Source organism: Pseudomonas stagnisoli, assembly GCF_048595745.1.
GTDB lineage: Bacteria > Pseudomonadota > Gammaproteobacteria > Pseudomonadales > Pseudomonadaceae > Aquipseudomonas > Aquipseudomonas alcaligenes_A.
Map to the genome: position 1 here is coordinate 692,660 of NZ_CP184361.1, position 15,397 is coordinate 708,056.

Consider the following 15,397-nt stretch of genomic DNA (forward strand, 5'->3'; position numbering starts at 1 on the left):
ATAGAAGTGACTAACAGCGCGTTTCACTGCACGTTGTTAATCAAGGCAAAATTTGCGAGTTCAAGCGCGAATTTTCGGCGAATGTCGTCTTCACGTTACGAATCTATAACCAGATTGCTTGGGGTTATATGGTCAAGTGAAGAAGCGCATACGGTGGATGCCTTGGCAGTCAGAGGCGATGAAAGACGTGGTAGCCTGCGATAAGCTTCGGGGAGTCGGCAAACAGACTTTGATCCGGAGATCTCTGAATGGGGGAACCCACCTAGGATAACCTAGGTATCTTGTACTGAATCCATAGGTGCAAGAGGCGAACCAGGGGAACTGAAACATCTAAGTACCCTGAGGAAAAGAAATCAACCGAGATTCCCTTAGTAGTGGCGAGCGAACGGGGATTAGCCCTTAAGCTTCTTTGATTTTAGCGGAACGCTCTGGAAAGTGCGGCCATAGTGGGTGATAGCCCTGTACGCGAAAGGATCTTAGAAGTGAAATCGAGTAGGACGGCGCACGTGAAACGTTGTCTGAATATGGGGGGACCATCCTCCAAGGCTAAATACTACTGACTGACCGATAGTGAACCAGTACCGTGAGGGAAAGGCGAAAAGAACCCCGGAGAGGGGAGTGAAATAGAACCTGAAACCGTATGCGTACAAGCAGTGGGAGCCCACTTTGTTGGGTGACTGCGTACCTTTTGTATAATGGGTCAGCGACTTATATTCAGTGGCGAGCTTAACCGAATAGGGGAGGCGTAGCGAAAGCGAGTCTTAATAGGGCGTTTAGTCGCTGGGTATAGACCCGAAACCGGGCGATCTATCCATGGGCAGGTTGAAGGTTAGGTAACACTGACTGGAGGACCGAACCGACTACCGTTGAAAAGTTAGCGGATGACCTGTGGATCGGAGTGAAAGGCTAATCAAGCCCGGAGATAGCTGGTTCTCCTCGAAAGCTATTTAGGTAGCGCCTCACGTATCACTCCAGGGGGTAGAGCACTGTTTCGGCTAGGGGGTCATCCCGACTTACCAAACCGATGCAAACTCCGAATACCTGGAAGTGCCGAGCGTGGGAGACACACGGCGGGTGCTAACGTCCGTCGTGAAAAGGGAAACAACCCAGACCGTCAGCTAAGGTCCCAAAGTTATGGTTAAGTGGGAAACGATGTGGGAAGGCTTAGACAGCTAGGAGGTTGGCTTAGAAGCAGCCACCCTTTAAAGAAAGCGTAATAGCTCACTAGTCGAGTCGGCCTGCGCGGAAGATGTAACGGGGCTCAAACCATACACCGAAGCTACGGGTATCACGTAAGTGATGCGGTAGAGGAGCGTTCTGTAAGCCTGTGAAGGTGAGTTGAGAAGCTTGCTGGAGGTATCAGAAGTGCGAATGCTGACATGAGTAACGACAATGCGAGTGAAAAACTCGCACGCCGAAAGACCAAGGTTTCCTGCGCAACGTTAATCGACGCAGGGTTAGTCGGCCCCTAAGGCGAGGCAGAAATGCGTAGTCGATGGGAAGCAGGTTAATATTCCTGCACTTCTAGTTACTGCGATGGGGGGACGGAGAAGGCTAGGCCAGCACGGCGTTGGTTGTCCGTGTTTAAGGTGGTAGGCAGAGATCTTAGGTAAATCCGGGGTCTTAATGCCGAGAGCTGATGACGAGTGTCCTTTTGGACATGAAGTGGTTGATGCCATGCTTCCAGGAAAAGCCTCTAAGCTTCAGGTAACTAGGAACCGTACCCCAAACCGACACAGGTGGTTGGGTAGAGAATACCAAGGCGCTTGAGAGAACTCGGGTGAAGGAACTAGGCAAAATGGCACCGTAACTTCGGGAGAAGGTGCGCCGGTGAGGGTGAAGGACTTGCTCCGTAAGCTCATGCCGGTCGAAGATACCAGGCCGCTGCGACTGTTTATTAAAAACACAGCACTCTGCAAACACGAAAGTGGACGTATAGGGTGTGACGCCTGCCCGGTGCCGGAAGGTTAATTGATGGGGTTAGCGCAAGCGAAGCTCTTGATCGAAGCCCCGGTAAACGGCGGCCGTAACTATAACGGTCCTAAGGTAGCGAAATTCCTTGTCGGGTAAGTTCCGACCTGCACGAATGGCGTAACGATGGCGGCGCTGTCTCCACCCGAGACTCAGTGAAATTGAAATCGCTGTGAAGATGCAGTGTATCCGCGGCTAGACGGAAAGACCCCGTGAACCTTTACTGTAGCTTTGCACTGGACTTTGAGCCTGCTTGTGTAGGATAGGTGGGAGGCTTTGAAGCGTGGACGCCAGTTCGCGTGGAGCCATCCTTGAAATACCACCCTGGCATGCTTGAGGTTCTAACTCTGGTCCGTCATCCGGATCGAGGACAGTGTATGGTGGGCAGTTTGACTGGGGCGGTCTCCTCCCAAAGAGTAACGGAGGAGTACGAAGGTGCGCTCAGACCGGTCGGAAATCGGTCGTAGAGTATAAAGGCAAAAGCGCGCTTGACTGCGAGACAGACACGTCGAGCAGGTACGAAAGTAGGTCTTAGTGATCCGGTGGTTCTGTATGGAAGGGCCATCGCTCAACGGATAAAAGGTACTCCGGGGATAACAGGCTGATACCGCCCAAGAGTTCATATCGACGGCGGTGTTTGGCACCTCGATGTCGGCTCATCACATCCTGGGGCTGAAGCCGGTCCCAAGGGTATGGCTGTTCGCCATTTAAAGTGGTACGCGAGCTGGGTTTAGAACGTCGTGAGACAGTTCGGTCCCTATCTGCCGTGGACGTTTGAGATTTGAGAGGGGCTGACCTTAGTACGAGAGGACCGGGTTGGACGAACCTCTGGTGTTCCGGTTGTCACGCCAGTGGCATTGCCGGGTAGCTATGTTCGGAAAAGATAACCGCTGAAAGCATCTAAGCGGGAAACTTGCCTCAAGATGAGATCTCACTGGAGCCTCGAGCTCCCTAAAGGGCCGTCGAAGACTACGACGTTGATAGGTTGGGTGTGTAAGCGCTGTGAGGCGTTGAGCTAACCAATACTAATTGCCCGTGAGGCTTGACCATATAACACCCAAACAATCTGTAGATTGTCGGTGATGGTGAAGTCGACAAACGAACCGAAAGTTCGCTAAGAACAGCAAAGCCAAGATCACATACCCAATTCGCTGTGGCGACTCAACACCGACACAGCAACCGAATTGCTTGACGACCATAGAGCGTTGGAACCACCTGATCCCATCCCGAACTCAGAAGTGAAACGACGCATCGCCGATGGTAGTGTGGGGCTTCCCCATGTGAGAGTAGGTCATCGTCAAGCTCCTATCCCCAAACCCCCATCCGCATTAGCGGGTGGGGGTTTGGCCTTTCTGGGGCTAAAGTTTCAAGGTCTGATGGGCGGGCCGCTGCTGTCGGATCGGTGCATGCCTAAGTCGCGGGCATTAAAAGTGCTCCCGAATATGGCAGCTCTTATCTTTAGTGCCTTACTTCGTTCTTGTCCCCTGTCGTGTGCATTTCTAGGCAATTTCTGGCTGCGTCGTTATGATGCCTGCCTCTTTGCATGGGCGTTATTTTGATGCGCGAAGTGCTGCAACTGCTGCGAGATGGCCAGTTTCATTCCGGCGAGTCCCTGGGGGCGGTGCTGGGTGTGAGCCGTGCGGCCGTCTGGAAGCGGCTTCAGCATCTTGAGGCCGAGCTTGGTCTCGAGATACACCGTTTGCGTGGTCGCGGCTACAAGTTGGCTTCTCCGCTATCCCTGCTCGACCCCGAGGCCATTGTGGCTGCCTGTCTGGAGTGCGGCTGGGAGGCTTTGGTCATCGACAGTGTTGACTCGACAAATGCTGAGGTTCTGCGTCGTCTGGCTGTCGGCGCGCCTGCGCCTCTGTTGGTCCTGGCGGAAAGACAGGAGAGCGGACGGGGGCGTCGTGGTCGCCAGTGGGTGAGCCCTTTTGCCGAGAACCTTTATTACAGCCTCGGGCTGCGCCTGGAGGGTGGGGTCTTCTCGCTTGATGGGCTCAGTCTCTCCGTTGGGCTGGCCGTATTGCGTTGCTTGCACGAGCAGGGTGTGGTCGAGGCCGGGCTCAAGTGGCCTAACGATCTGCTGGTCGCGGGGCGGAAGATCGCCGGTGTGCTGTTGGAGCTTTCTGGTGATCCGGCCGGAGAGTGCCAGGTGGTGATTGGTATTGGTGTGAATGTGAATATGCTGCCTGGCTCCCGTGTTGTGATCGATCAGCCCTGGACGTCGCTGCGTGAGTGCGTTGGTCGCCTGGTCGATCGTACGGCGCTGGCGCTGGCTCTCGGGCGCTGGTTGCAGCATTACCTCTCCCTGCATGCGCGCGGCGGATTCGCCGCTTTACATGAGGAATGGGAGACCTGTCATCTCTGGCAGGGTAAAGAGGCCAGCTTGCTAGCTGGGCCGCAGCGTATAGATGGCGTTGTTCTGGGGGTCGATGCCCTTGGCGCTCTGCGTCTGGATGTGGCTGGCCAGGAGCGTCAGTTCAGTGGTGGCGAGCTTAGCCTGAGGTTGCGTAATGATTCTTGAGCTGGACTGTGGCAACAGTCTGATCAAATGGCGTGTGCTGAATGCAGAGTCTGGCGCGGGCCTTGCTGGCGGCGTGGTCGACTCTGATGAGGCGTTGCTGCAGGCGTTGAATGCCGTCGAGGGGCTTGCGCTGGTTGGTTGTCGTCTTGTCAGTGTGCGCAGTGATGCTGAAACGACCGCGCTGGTCGAACTGCTGCAGTCCAGGTTCGCCGCTACTGTGTTGTGCGCACAGCCAGCGCAGGTGCTCGGCGGTGTACGTAACGGCTACGACGAATATGCTCGCCTGGGGCTGGATCGTTGGCTCGCGGTGGTGGGTGCTTATCAGCTTTCCAGTGGCGCCTGCCTGGTGCTGGATCTGGGAACCGCGGTAACGGCTGACTTTGTGGCTGCCGACGGAGAGCATATGGGTGGTTATATTTGCCCCGGCCTACCGCTGATGCGCAATCAGTTACGCACCCATACCCGGCGCATTCGCTATGACGACATCTCGGCGGAGCGAGCGCTGCAGAGCCTGCAGCCGGGGCGGTCCACTGTGGAGGCTGTCGAGCGTGGCTGTGCTCTCATGCTGCGCGGCTTTGTCCTGACTCAGGTCGAACTCGCGCGCGAGCGTTGGGGGGAGGATTTCACGGTGTATCTGACAGGGGGAGATGCGGCTCTGGTCAGTGAAGTGTTGCCGAGGGCGCGCCTGGTCTCCGATCTGGTCTTCGTCGGGCTTGCGCTGGCCTGTCCGTTGCCTGGAGTTCGCTAATGCGCTGGTTCTTTCTGCTTCTATTGGTTCTGAATCTCTTCTATTACGTCTGGCATCAGCAGCAGGCTCCGCTGCGAGTCAAGGAAGTGGAGCCGATGGCGCTGTATCAGGGCGCTCAGCAGGGTTTGCGTCTGCTTGATGCAACGGATCGGGCGAAGGTGCGTCCCGAACTTGCGCAGTCAACCTCCAGGTCGCTCGATGAAACCTGTCTGTTTCTGGGCAGTTTTCAACAGGAGGATGGTGCGCGACAGGTCGAGCAGCGCCTGATGGTGCTGGATATCCAGGCCGAGATTCGCTCGGTGGATGCGGCGGCAGGCTTGGATTACTGGGTGTATCTGGCTCCCCTGGCTTCTCGGCAGGCGTCCCTGCGCCAATTGAAGGAGCTACAGGCGCGCAAGATCGACAGTTACATCATTACCCAGGGGGATCTGGCCAACGGTATCTCGCTGGGTATCTTCCCGCGCAGCGATTCGGCTGAGAGCGTCATGCTGCGCTTGCGGGATGCGGGATATGAGCCGCTGTTGCGCGAGTTGCCGCGGGCGCAGCGCAGTTTTTGGGTACGCATTGCGCCGGAGAGCCGGCGCCTGGCTGATGATGTGATGCCCCAGCTGGCCGCGGACTTCCAGGATTTGCAGCATCAAATAATGCCGTGCGAAAGCGTTGCAACTGGTCAGTAGTTTGCATAGAATGGCGCCCGCTTGAGGGGGAGGCCCCCTGAGGCGGCTGTCGAAATGCGCTAACCTCAAGTTTTTATTGAGAAAATGCTTGACAGTCAGGTGGTAGCGGTTAAAATGCCGCCCACTTTGGAGGGGTTCCCGAGCGGCCAAAGGGATCAGACTGTAAATCTGACGTCATAGACTTCGAAGGTTCGAATCCTTCCCCCTCCACCAGATTTAAGCGTGAGCTACAAGCTCCGCGGGCATAGTTCAGTGGTAGAACCTCAGCCTTCCAAGCTGATGATGCGGGTTCGATTCCCGCTGCCCGCTCCAAGTTTGTTGTTTGTGCAAAGTGTTTCGCTCATGTAGCTCAGCTGGTAGAGCACACCCTTGGTAAGGGTGAGGTCAGCGGTTCAAATCCGCTCATGAGCTCCACTTCTACAAAGGCAGATATGCAGATATCTGCCTTTGTTTTAATGGCAGTGTCAGTTCTCAATTCCTAGTTCGGAGACGAGTCAGATGGCTAAGGAAAAATTCGAGCGTAACAAACCGCACGTCAACGTTGGCACCATCGGTCACGTTGACCACGGTAAAACCACTCTGACCGCTGCTCTGACCCGCGTCTGCTCCGAAGTTTTCGGTTCGGCCAAGGTCGACTTCGACAAGATCGACTCGGCTCCGGAAGAGAAGGCTCGCGGTATCACCATCAACACCGCTCACGTTGAGTACGACTCGGCTGTTCGCCACTACGCGCACGTTGACTGCCCGGGCCACGCCGACTACGTGAAGAACATGATCACCGGTGCTGCTCAGATGGACGGCGCGATCCTGGTTTGCTCGGCTGCCGATGGCCCGATGCCGCAAACCCGTGAGCACATCCTGCTGTCCCGTCAGGTAGGCGTTCCTTACATCGTCGTGTTCCTGAATAAGGCCGACATGGTTGACGACGCCGAACTGCTGGAACTGGTCGAGATGGAAGTTCGCGACCTGCTGTCCACCTATGACTTCCCGGGTGACGACACTCCGATCATCATCGGTTCCGCTCTGATGGCTCTGAACGGCCAGGACGACAACGAGATGGGCACCAGCGCTGTTAAGAAGCTGGTCGAGACTCTGGATGCCTACATCCCTGAGCCGGTTCGTGCCATCGACATGCCGTTCCTGATGCCGATCGAAGACGTGTTCTCGATCTCCGGTCGCGGCACCGTGGTAACCGGTCGCGTTGAGCGCGGTATCGTCAAGGTTCAGGAAGAGATCGAGATCGTCGGTCTGCGTCCGACCACCAAGACCACCTGCACCGGCGTTGAAATGTTCCGCAAGCTGCTCGACGAAGGTCGTGCTGGCGAGAACTGTGGCGTGCTGCTGCGCGGCACCAAGCGTGATGAGGTCGAGCGTGGCCAGGTTCTGGCCAAGCCGGGCACCATCAAGCCGCACACCAAGTTCGAAGCTGAAGTGTACGTTCTGTCCAAGGAAGAAGGTGGTCGTCACACCCCGTTCTTCAAGGGCTACCGTCCGCAGTTCTACTTCCGTACCACCGACGTAACCGGTTCGTGCGAACTGCCGGAAGGCGTTGAGATGGTAATGCCGGGCGACAACATCAAAATGGTTGTCACCCTGATCAAGCCGATCGCCATGGACGACGGCCTGCGTTTCGCAATTCGCGAAGGCGGCCGTACCGTTGGCGCCGGCGTGGTTGCTAAGGTCATCGAGTAATCGGTTGATCCGCCTCGGTAAGGTCGGCATAATGGTCGGCCTTACTTCGATTTTAGGCCAGTAGCTCAATTGGCAGAGCGGCGGTCTCCAAAACCGCAGGTTGGGGGTTCGATTCCCTCCTGGCCTGCCAGATTCCTGCTTGGATGTGGATCTGGCGTTTCTTTCGACAGGGTTTTTTCTCATGAATGCCAAGGCTGAAGCTAAAGACTCCCGCTTTGATGTGCTGAAGTGGCTCGCGGTAGTCGCTCTGGTCGTCGCTGCTGTGGTCGGCAATCAGTACTTCTCGGCTGAACCGCTTCTGTATCGCGTGCTGGCTCTGCTGGCGCTGGCCGTTGTGGCTGGTTTCATTGCGCTGCAGACGGTGAAGGGTCAGGCGTTCTTTGCTCTGGCAAAAGAAGCGCGCGTCGAGATTCGCAAGGTTGTCTGGCCGACTCGCCAGGAAACCACGCAGACCACCTTGATCGTGGTTGCTGTGGTTCTGGTGATGTCGCTGGTCCTCTGGGGCCTGGATAGCCTGCTGGGTTGGCTTGTTTCGTTGATTGTCGGTTAAGGGTGTCCCGTGGCTAAGCGTTGGTACGTCGTGCATGCTTACTCGGGTTACGAGAAGCATGTCATGCGCTCGTTGATCGAGCGCGTCAAGCTGGCTGGCATGGAAGACGAGTTCGGCGAAATTCTGGTCCCCACCGAAGAAGTGGTGGAAATGCGTAACGGCCAGAAGCGCAAGAGCGAGCGTAAGTTCTTCCCTGGCTATGTGCTGGTTCAGATGGAAATGAACGAGGCGACTTGGCACCTGATCAAGGATACGCCGCGTGTCATGGGCTTCATTGGTGGCACTGCCGACAAGCCGGCGCCGATCACCGAGAAGGAAGCCGATGCCATTCTGCGTCGCGTAGCTGATAGCGGTGACAAGCCGAAGCCGAAGACGCTGTTCGAGCCGGGTGAGACCGTGCGCGTTATCGATGGCCCGTTCGCCGACTTCAATGGTGTCGTTGAAGAAGTTAACTACGAAAAAAGTCGGATCCAAGTGGCCGTGCTTATTTTCGGTCGCTCCACGCCGGTGGAGCTGGAGTTCAGTCAGGTCGAGAAGGCATAACTGGACAATGCATCCCGAACCCCGCAGCCGCTGGCTGCGGGGTTTTGTCGTCACTGGGATAAATGCGTACTAACCGGGGAGCCTCACTGAGGCGTCTGACCCGAAATTGGAGTAGCTCATGGCTAAGAAGATTCAGGCTTACATCAAGCTGCAAGTAAAGGCCGGCCAGGCCAACCCGTCGCCGCCCGTTGGTCCCGCTCTGGGTCAACACGGTGTGAACATCATGGAATTCTGCAAGGCGTTCAACGCCAAGACCCAGGGCATGGAACCTGGTCTGCCGACTCCTGTGATCATCACCGTTTACAGCGACCGCAGCTTCACCTTTGAAACCAAAAGCACCCCGGCTTCGGTGCTGCTGAAGAAGGCCGCCGGCCTGACCAGCGGTTCCGCTCGTCCGAACACCGTCAAAGTGGGCACCGTTACCCGTGCTCAGCTGGAAGAGATCGCCAAGGCCAAGCAGGCCGATCTGACTGCAGCTGACCTGGATGCGGCCGTGCGTACCATCGCCGGCTCCGCGCGTAGCATGGGCCTGAACGTGGAGGGTGTGTAATGGCTAAGCTGACCAAGCGCCAGAAGGCTATCGCCGAGAAAGTAGAAGCCGGCAAGGCTTACAACTTCGAAGAGGCCGCCAAGCTGCTGGCCGAGCTGTCCACCGTCAAGTTCACCGAGTCTTTCGACATCTCCGTGAACCTGGGCGTGGATCCGCGTAAATCCGACCAGGTTGTTCGTGGTGCCACCGTTCTGCCGAACGGCACCGGCAAAACCGTCCGCGTGGCCGTGTTCACTCAGGGGCCGGCTGCTGAAGCCGCTCTGGCTGCCGGTGCCGACAAGGTCGGTATGGATGAGCTGGCTGCCGAAATGAAGGCTGGCGATCTGAACTACGACGTGGTCATCGCTTCCCCGGATGCCATGCGCGTCGTTGGCCAGCTGGGCCAGGTTCTCGGTCCGCGTGGTCTGATGCCGAACCCGAAAGTCGGCACCGTAACTCCGGACGTGGCTACCGCTGTGAAGAATGCCAAAGCTGGTCAGGTGCGTTTCCGTACCGACAAGAACGGCATCATCCACACCTCCGTTGGCAAGGTCGGCTTCGAAGCCGCCGCGCTGAAGCAGAACGTGGAAGCCCTGCTGAGCGATCTGAAGCGCCTGAAGCCGTCCACCTCCAAAGGTGTGTACGTCAAGCGCGTGACCCTGAGCACCACCATGGGCCCGGGTCTGGTGATCGATCAGGCTTCCCTGGAAGCGTAAGTGTTATGGCCGGCGGATTCGTCCGCCGGCTGGAAAGATTGGGGTCCCTGCCTGGCGGGGGCTATCCAAGACCGTAGGCGGCGCAAGCCTTAAACCAGGTTGTTTCTAAGCCTACGCAGATGGTGCTCCCGATTCCTTACCGAATCAGACACCAAAACGACACCCGGCTCCGGCCAGGTGAAACGGTAACAAGCAGGAGTTTTACCCGTGGCAATTAAACTCGAAGACAAGAAGGCCATCGTCGCTGAAGTCAACGAGGCTGCCAAAGTTGCCCTGTCCGCTGTTGTGGCTGATGCCCGTGGCGTGACTGTTGGCGCTATGACCGGACTCCGTAAAGAGGCTCGCGAAGCTGGTGTGTACGTGAAAGTCGTACGTAACACCCTGCTCAAGCGCGCCGTTGCCGACACTGAATTCAGTGTTCTCAACGACGTGTTCGCCGGCCCGACCTTGATTGCGTTCTCCAACGAGCATCCGGGCGCTGCTGCCCGTCTGTTCAAAGAGTTCGCCAAGGGTAACGACAAGTTCGAGATCAAGGCAGCTGCGTTCGAGGGCAAGTTCCTCGCAGCTAACCAGATCGACGTACTGGCAACTCTGCCGACCTACGACGAAGCCATTTCGCAGCTGATGAGCGTGATCCAAGGCGCTACCAGCAAGCTGGCTCGTACTCTGGCGGCCGTTCGCGACCAGAAAGAAGCCGCCGCTGCCTAAGGCAACGAAAGCCCTTTCAAATCACATGTTTAATTTGATGGCTGCGTAGGCTGTCACCCCAATACAGGATTTAAGTCATGTCTCTGACTAACGAGCAAATCATCGAAGCCATCGGCCAGAAAACCGTTCTGGAAGTTGTTGAGCTGATCAAGGCAATGGAAGAGAAGTTCGGCGTTACCGCCGCTGCTGCCACCGTTGCTGCTGCTGGCCCGGCTGCTGCCGCTGTTGAAGAGCAAACCGAGTTCAACGTTGTTCTGGCCGACGCCGGCGAGAAGAAAGTCAACGTGATCAAGGCTGTTCGCGAACTGACCGGTCTGGGCCTGAAAGAAGCCAAAGAAAAAGTCGACACCGCTCCTCAGGTCATCGCCGAAGGCCTGTCCAAGGAAGCTGCCGAAGACGCCAAGAAGAAGCTGGAAGAAGCTGGCGCCAAGGTCGAGCTCAAGTAAGCTCGCACCTTGCGTCTACAGCCCGAGCGTTAAGCGAAAGGCTGATGGCTGGTGGCAAATGCCACCGGCCTTTTTCCGTTATGGGCAGTGGCCGAAATGCCCTGTCCATGGCGTGAAAGTCCCGCCCGAGGGCGGCGCAAACCGAGGGTTTGCACGATTTTCTGGTCATTGCCGCCGGCAGTGGCCAAACAAGCAGGTGACCAAGCTGGGGAACGCTGATGGCTTACTCATACACTGAGAAAAAACGTATCCGCAAGGACTTTAGCAAGTTGCCGGATGTGATGGATGTGCCGTATCTCCTGGCCATCCAGCTGGATTCGTATCGCGAATTCCTGCAGCAAGGAGTGAGCAAGGAGCAGTTCCGCGACGTTGGCCTGCATGCGGCCTTCAAGTCCGTATTCCCGATCATCAGCTACTCTGGCAATGCCGCTCTGGAGTACGTCGGCTATCGCCTGGGCGAGCCCGCGTTCGACGTCAAAGAGTGCGTGCTGCGTGGCGTGACCTTCGCCGTGCCGCTGCGCGTTAAAGTCCGTCTGATCATTTTCGACAAAGAATCGTCGAACAAAGCGATCAAGGACATCAAAGAGCAAGAAGTGTACATGGGCGAAATTCCGCTCATGACCGAGAACGGTACCTTCATCATCAACGGTACCGAGCGTGTGATCGTTTCCCAGCTGCACCGCTCCCCGGGTGTGTTCTTCGACCACGACCGTGGCAAGACCCACAGCTCCGGCAAGCTGCTGTACTCCGCGCGCATCATTCCCTACCGCGGTTCCTGGCTGGACTTCGAGTTCGACCCGAAGGACTGCGTGTTCGTCCGTATCGACCGTCGCCGTAAGCTGCCGGCCTCCGTCCTGCTGCGCGCCCTGGGCTACAGCACCGAGGAGGTTCTGGACGCCTTCTACGACACCAACGTATTCCATGTGAAGGGCGAGACCCTCAGTCTGGAACTGGTTCCGTCGCGCCTGCGTGGCGAGATCGCCGCGTTCGACATCAAGGACGAGAAGGGCAAGGTCATCGTTGAGCAGGGCCGCCGTATCACCGCGCGCCACATCAACCAGATCGACAAGGCCGGCATCAAGGAGCTGGAAGTTCCGCTCGACTACGTGCTCGGTCGCACCACCGCCAAGGTCATCGTGCATCCGGCCACCGGCGAGATCGTTGCTGAGTGCAACACCGAGCTGACCACCGACGTGCTGGCCAAGATCGTCAAGGCCCAGGTCGTTCGCATCGAGACCCTGTACACCAACGACATCGATTGCGGTCCGTTCATCTCCGACACGCTGAAGATCGACTCCACCGGCAACCAGCTGGAAGCCCTGGTCGAGATCTACCGCATGATGCGTCCTGGCGAGCCGCCAACCAAGGATGCCGCCGAGACTCTGTTCAACAACCTGTTCTTCAGCGCCGAGCGTTACGACCTGTCCGCCGTCGGCCGCATGAAGTTCAACCGTCGTATCGGTCGCACCGAGATCGAAGGCTCCGGCGTTCTGTCCAAGGAAGACATCGTCGACGTGCTGAAGACCCTGGTCGACATCCGTAACGGCAAGGGCATCGTCGACGACATCGACCACCTGGGTAACCGTCGTGTGCGTTGCGTCGGCGAGATGGCCGAGAACCAGTTCCGCGTCGGCCTGGTGCGCGTCGAGCGCGCGGTCAAAGAGCGTCTGTCGATGGCCGAAAGCGAAGGCCTCATGCCGCAGGACCTGATCAACGCCAAGCCGGTTGCGGCGGCGGTCAAGGAGTTCTTCGGTTCCAGCCAGCTCTCGCAGTTCATGGACCAGAACAACCCGCTCTCCGAGATCACCCACAAGCGCCGTGTCTCCGCACTCGGCCCGGGCGGTCTGACCCGTGAGCGCGCCGGCTTCGAAGTTCGCGACGTACACCCGACCCACTACGGCCGTGTATGCCCGATCGAAACCCCTGAAGGTCCGAACATCGGTCTGATCAACTCCCTGGCCGCCTATGCCCGCACCAACCAGTACGGCTTCCTGGAAAGCCCGTACCGCGTGGTCAAGGAAGGCAAGGTCACCGACGAAATCGTGTTCCTCTCCGCCATCGAAGAGGCCGACCACGTCATCGCCCAGGCATCCGCCACCCTGAACGCCAAGGGCGAGCTGATCGACGAACTGGTGAACGTGCGTCACCTCAACGAGTTCACCGTCAAGGCACCGGAAGACGTGACCCTGATGGACGTGTCGCCGAAGCAGGTGGTTTCCGTCGCTGCGTCGCTGATTCCGTTCCTCGAGCACGACGACGCCAACCGTGCACTCATGGGCTCGAACATGCAGCGTCAGGCCGTGCCGACCCTGCGTGCCGACAAGCCGCTGGTGGGTACCGGCATGGAGCGCAACGTCGCCCGTGACTCCGGTGTCTGCGTCGTGGCCCGTCGTGGGGGCGTGATCGACTCCGTCGACGCCAGCCGTATCGTTGTGCGCGTAGCCGACGACGAAGTCGAAACCGGTGAAGCCGGTGTCGACATCTACAACCTGACCAAGTACACCCGCTCCAACCAGAACACCTGCATCAACCAGCGTCCGCTGGTGAGCAAGGGTGACAAGGTTTCGCGCGGCGACATCATGGCCGACGGTCCGTCCACCGACATGGGTGAACTGGCTCTGGGTCAGAACATGCGCGTGGCTTTCATGCCGTGGAACGGCTTCAACTTCGAAGACTCCATCTGCCTGTCCGAGCGCGTGGTCCAGGAAGACCGCTTCACCACGATCCACATCCAGGAACTGACCTGTGTGGCCCGTGACACCAAGCTTGGCCCAGAGGAAATCACCGCGGACATCCCGAACGTGGGTGAGGCTGCGCTGAACAAGCTGGACGAAGCCGGTATCGTCTACGTCGGTGCCGAAGTGCTGGCCGGCGACATTCTGGTCGGCAAGGTCACTCCGAAAGGCGAGACCCAGCTGACTCCGGAAGAGAAGCTGCTGCGTGCGATCTTCGGTGAGAAGGCGTCCGACGTTAAAGACACCTCCCTGCGCGTGCCGACCGGTACCAAGGGTACCGTCATCGACGTGCAGGTCTTCACCCGCGACGGCGTTGAGCGCGACAGCCGCGCCCTGGCCATCGAGAAGCAACAGCTCGACGAGATCCGCAAGGACCTGAACGAAGAGTTCCGCATCGTCGAAGGTGCGACCTTCGAGCGTCTGCGTTCCGCTCTGGTCGGCGCCAAAGCCGAAGGCGGTGCCGGCCTGAAGAAAGGCACCGTGATCGACGATGCCTACCTCGACGGTCTGGAGCGTGGTCAGTGGTTCAAGCTGCGCATGGCTGACGATGCTCTGAACGAGCAGCTGGAGAAGGCCCAGGCCTACATCAGCGATCGTCGCCAGATGCTGGACGACAAGTTCGAAGACAAGAAGCGCAAGCTGCAGCAGGGCGATGACCTGGCGCCGGGCGTGCTGAAGATCGTCAAGGTCTACCTGGCCATCAAGCGCCGCATCCAGCCGGGCGACAAGATGGCCGGTCGTCACGGTAACAAGGGTGTGGTCTCGGTGATCATGCCGGTCGAAGACATGCCGCACGATGCCAATGGCACCCCGGTCGACATCGTCCTCAACCCGCTGGGCGTACCGTCGCGTATGAACGTCGGTCAGATTCTCGAAACCCACCTGGGCCTGGCGGCCAAGGGCCTGGGCGAGAAGATCAACCGCATGCTCGAAGAGCAGCGCAAGATCGCCGAACTGCGCAAGTTCCTCAACGAGATCTACAACGAGATCGGTGGTCGTCAGGAAAGCCTGGATACCTTCTCCGATGCCGAGATTCTGGATCTGGCGAAGAACCTGAAGGGCGGCGTGCCGATGGCTACTGCCGTATTCGACGGCGCCAAGGAAAGCGAGATCAAGGCCATGCTGAAGCTGGCCGATCTGCCGGAAAGCGGCCAGATGCGCCTGTTCGACGGCCGTACCGGTAACCAGTTCGAGCGTCCGACCACCGTCGGCTACATGTACATGCTCAAGCTGAACCACCTGGTCGACGACAAGATGCACGCTCGTTCCACCGGTTCCTACAGCCTGGTTACCCAGCAACCGCTGGGTGGTAAGGCGCAGTTCGGTGGTCAGCGCTTCGGTGAGATGGAGGTCTGGGCGCTGGAAGCCTACGGCGCCGCCTACACCCTGCAGGAAATGCTGACCGTGAAGTCGGACGACGTGAACGGCCGGACCAAGATGTACAAGAACATCGTGGACGGCGATCACCGCATGGAGGCCGGCATGCCCGAGTCCTTTAACGTGTTGATCAAAGAGATCCGCTCGCTCGGTATCGACATCGAACTGGAAACCGAATAAC

Annotated in this window: 11 protein-coding genes, 4 tRNA genes and 2 rRNA genes; all 17 read left to right on the top strand. The window is 58.0% G+C overall.

All coding sequences use genetic code 11. The features are described 5' to 3' along the window. The first annotated feature begins 130 nt into the window (after nucleotides 1-130). Nucleotides 131-3,021 (top strand): 23S ribosomal RNA (locus ACOAPY_RS03280). A gap of 137 nt (nucleotides 3,022-3,158) precedes the next feature. Beyond that, nucleotides 3,159-3,274: ribosomal RNA gene (gene rrf, locus ACOAPY_RS03285) — 5S ribosomal RNA — on the top strand. 255 nt (nucleotides 3,275-3,529) lie between these two features. Then, entirely contained in the window at nucleotides 3,530-4,495 is a 966-nt protein-coding gene (gene birA / locus ACOAPY_RS03290; RefSeq protein ID WP_465155024.1) for a bifunctional biotin--[acetyl-CoA-carboxylase] ligase/biotin operon repressor BirA, read from the top strand. Beyond that, nucleotides 4,485-5,243 (top strand): pantothenate kinase, encoded by a 759-nt coding sequence (locus tag ACOAPY_RS03295; RefSeq protein WP_465155025.1) that lies wholly within the window; start codon nucleotides 4,485-4,487, stop codon nucleotides 5,241-5,243. The genes birA and ACOAPY_RS03295 overlap by 11 nt, the downstream gene beginning before the upstream one ends. After that, complete coding sequence (locus ACOAPY_RS03300) at nucleotides 5,243-5,920, top strand: SPOR domain-containing protein (RefSeq protein ID WP_465155026.1); 678 nt, start codon at nucleotides 5,243-5,245, stop codon at nucleotides 5,918-5,920. Before ACOAPY_RS03295 ends, ACOAPY_RS03300 begins: the two co-directional genes overlap by 1 nt. A gap of 128 nt (nucleotides 5,921-6,048) precedes the next feature. Beyond that, nucleotides 6,049-6,133: transfer RNA gene (locus ACOAPY_RS03305), tRNA-Tyr, on the top strand. A 25-nt stretch (nucleotides 6,134-6,158) separates the two neighbouring features. Beyond that, a tRNA-Gly gene (locus ACOAPY_RS03310) sits at nucleotides 6,159-6,232 on the top strand. Between the two features lie 26 nt (nucleotides 6,233-6,258). Continuing rightward, nucleotides 6,259-6,334: transfer RNA gene (locus ACOAPY_RS03315), tRNA-Thr, on the top strand. An 84-nt stretch (nucleotides 6,335-6,418) separates the two neighbouring features. Further along, nucleotides 6,419-7,612 (top strand): elongation factor Tu, encoded by a 1,194-nt coding sequence (gene tuf, locus ACOAPY_RS03320; RefSeq protein WP_021702710.1) that lies wholly within the window; start codon nucleotides 6,419-6,421, stop codon nucleotides 7,610-7,612. 54 nt (nucleotides 7,613-7,666) lie between these two features. Further along, a tRNA-Trp gene (locus tag ACOAPY_RS03325) sits at nucleotides 7,667-7,742 on the top strand. Nucleotides 7,743-7,793: 51 nt separating this feature from the next. Continuing rightward, nucleotides 7,794-8,162 (top strand): preprotein translocase subunit SecE, encoded by a 369-nt coding sequence (gene secE, locus ACOAPY_RS03330; RefSeq protein ID WP_465156696.1) that lies wholly within the window; start codon nucleotides 7,794-7,796, stop codon nucleotides 8,160-8,162. A gap of 9 nt (nucleotides 8,163-8,171) precedes the next feature. After that, nucleotides 8,172-8,705 (top strand): transcription termination/antitermination protein NusG, encoded by a 534-nt coding sequence (nusG, locus tag ACOAPY_RS03335; protein WP_021702718.1) that lies wholly within the window; start codon nucleotides 8,172-8,174, stop codon nucleotides 8,703-8,705. A gap of 118 nt (nucleotides 8,706-8,823) precedes the next feature. Beyond that, the gene (gene rplK, locus ACOAPY_RS03340; protein ID WP_110683326.1) at nucleotides 8,824-9,255 is read left to right on the top strand and encodes a 50S ribosomal protein L11; all 432 of its coding nucleotides are present in this window, start codon (nucleotides 8,824-8,826) and stop codon (nucleotides 9,253-9,255) included. Next, nucleotides 9,255-9,950, top strand: a complete 696-nt coding sequence (gene rplA, locus ACOAPY_RS03345; RefSeq protein ID WP_021702717.1) for a 50S ribosomal protein L1 — start codon at nucleotides 9,255-9,257, stop codon at nucleotides 9,948-9,950. The genes rplK and rplA overlap by 1 nt, the downstream gene beginning before the upstream one ends. 207 nt (nucleotides 9,951-10,157) lie before the next feature. Continuing rightward, a complete protein-coding gene (gene rplJ / locus ACOAPY_RS03350) occupies nucleotides 10,158-10,658 on the top strand; it encodes a 50S ribosomal protein L10 (RefSeq protein WP_021702716.1) in 501 nt (166 codons plus the stop codon). A 77-nt stretch (nucleotides 10,659-10,735) separates the two neighbouring features. Further along, complete coding sequence (rplL, locus tag ACOAPY_RS03355) at nucleotides 10,736-11,104, top strand: 50S ribosomal protein L7/L12 (protein ID WP_021702715.1); 369 nt, start codon at nucleotides 10,736-10,738, stop codon at nucleotides 11,102-11,104. Between the two features lie 218 nt (nucleotides 11,105-11,322). Further along, a complete protein-coding gene (gene rpoB / locus ACOAPY_RS03360; protein WP_076580069.1) occupies nucleotides 11,323-15,396 on the top strand; it encodes a DNA-directed RNA polymerase subunit beta in 4,074 nt (1,357 codons plus the stop codon). The last annotated feature ends 1 nt before the right edge of the window (nucleotide 15,397 follow it).